1 protein-coding gene is annotated in these 1,496 nt (G+C 38.0%); it reads left to right on the top strand.

From position 1 onward, the window contains the following. The first annotated feature begins 244 nt into the window (after positions 1-244). A complete protein-coding gene (locus tag C8U37_RS14305) occupies positions 245-1,420 on the top strand; it encodes an IS110 family RNA-guided transposase (protein WP_108033874.1) in 1,176 nt (391 codons plus the stop codon). The last annotated feature ends 76 nt before the right edge of the window (positions 1,421-1,496 follow it).

Genomic DNA, 1,496 nt, shown 5'->3' with positions numbered 1-1,496 from the left:
CACAAAAAACTTTAAGTTCGCTTCGCGAACAAATCCATGACAGAAAATAAGTTACCAATTATAATTTAATCGAAGGTAACACAAATTCAACCTCTTTAACGGAGTTTTGCCGAACCCGTACAAAAAACTGAATGATTTCATCTTGTTGAGAAAAACCAAATATACCTATGAGTATGGAAACAAAATTACAGATCTATTTCGATGAAATCCGTTACCTTCTCATTTTTTTATAGGAGGGATTTCCATGGAAGTTATGGTTGAAACCTGTTGTGGAATCGATGTGCATCAAAAGTCCATTGTCTGTTGTATACTTGACGGTCCATTAGATACGAACAAACCAAAAAAACAACATCGTACCTTTGGTACAACAACAAAGAAACTTCGAGAAGCATTGACATGGATTCAATCTCAGAACGTAACGCATGTTTTTTTCGAAAGCACGGGGCAATATTGGATTCCAATATTTAATATTTTTTATGACAGCAATCTGACGTTGATTCTGGCAAATCCGCAACATATTAAAAATCTTCCTGGAAGGAAGACTGATATGAACGATGCGGAATGGATTGCCCAACTTGGCAGATGCGGTCTTATTCAACAATCCTACATCCCTTGCGAAGAAGTCCAACAGTTACGGCTCCTGACAAGACGTCGGAAAGCCTATACCGAACGCATTACTCAATGTAAAAATGAAATTCATAATATTTTACAACGGGCTAACATTAAACTAACCAGTTATCTTTCAGATATCTATGGACTTACTGGAATGGCATTACTCGAGATGTTTATTAACGGGGAAGTCATTACTGAAGAAACGATTCTTCCCAAAATTCACGGGAGAATCAAAGCTACTGTGGATCAGCTAGTTGAAGCAATGGACGGTAAATTATCCTTTGAAGATCGATTCCTAATGGGACAATCTTTGGAACATTACCATCATTTGATAAATCAAATAGAGGAAATCACGGTTGTAATCAAGCACTATGTTTTAGAGAGATTTGAGCGAGAGTATAATCTCCTTATTGAAATTCCAGGAGTCAGTTCCATAGTTGCCTTCGTGATTTTGAGTGAAATTGGCCCAAATGTAGAGGCCTTTCAATCACAAGGCAATTTAGCATCTTGGGCTGGAGTATGCCCAGGATCTTATGAGAGTGCTGGAATAAAAAAATCTTCCCATACAACACAAGGCAATAAATATTTAAAATCCAGCCTTTTCCAGGCCGGAGGCATTGCGGGGAGATCAAAAGATGACGCATTCCATAATCTGTACGCTCGTATCTCTGGTAAGGGTTCAAAGATGAAGGCTATCATCGCCTGTGCACATAAAATGATTCGAGTAATCTATAAGATCTTGAGCACCCGCGACCATTATGACGCAAAAAAAGCTCTAGGACTGCGGCAACAGGCTAGAGCAAACTAAAAAAAATTTTTCCACTTAAATTATAGCATGGGAGTGACTTTTTGCGCATTTTTCAGCTATTTATTTTCAAACAAAA

It is taken from the genome of Trichococcus patagoniensis, from assembly GCF_003051085.1.
Classification (GTDB): domain Bacteria; phylum Bacillota; class Bacilli; order Lactobacillales; family Aerococcaceae; genus Trichococcus; species Trichococcus patagoniensis.
The sequence above is the reverse complement of the archived record's forward strand: the minus strand, read 5'-3'. Positions and strand labels throughout refer to the sequence as shown.

Excerpts from the sequence above, each read along its gene's own strand:
- C8U37_RS14305 (WP_108033874.1), top strand. The coding sequence starts at position 245 with ATGGAAGTTATGGTTGAAACCTGTTGTGGAATCGATGTGCATCAAAAG.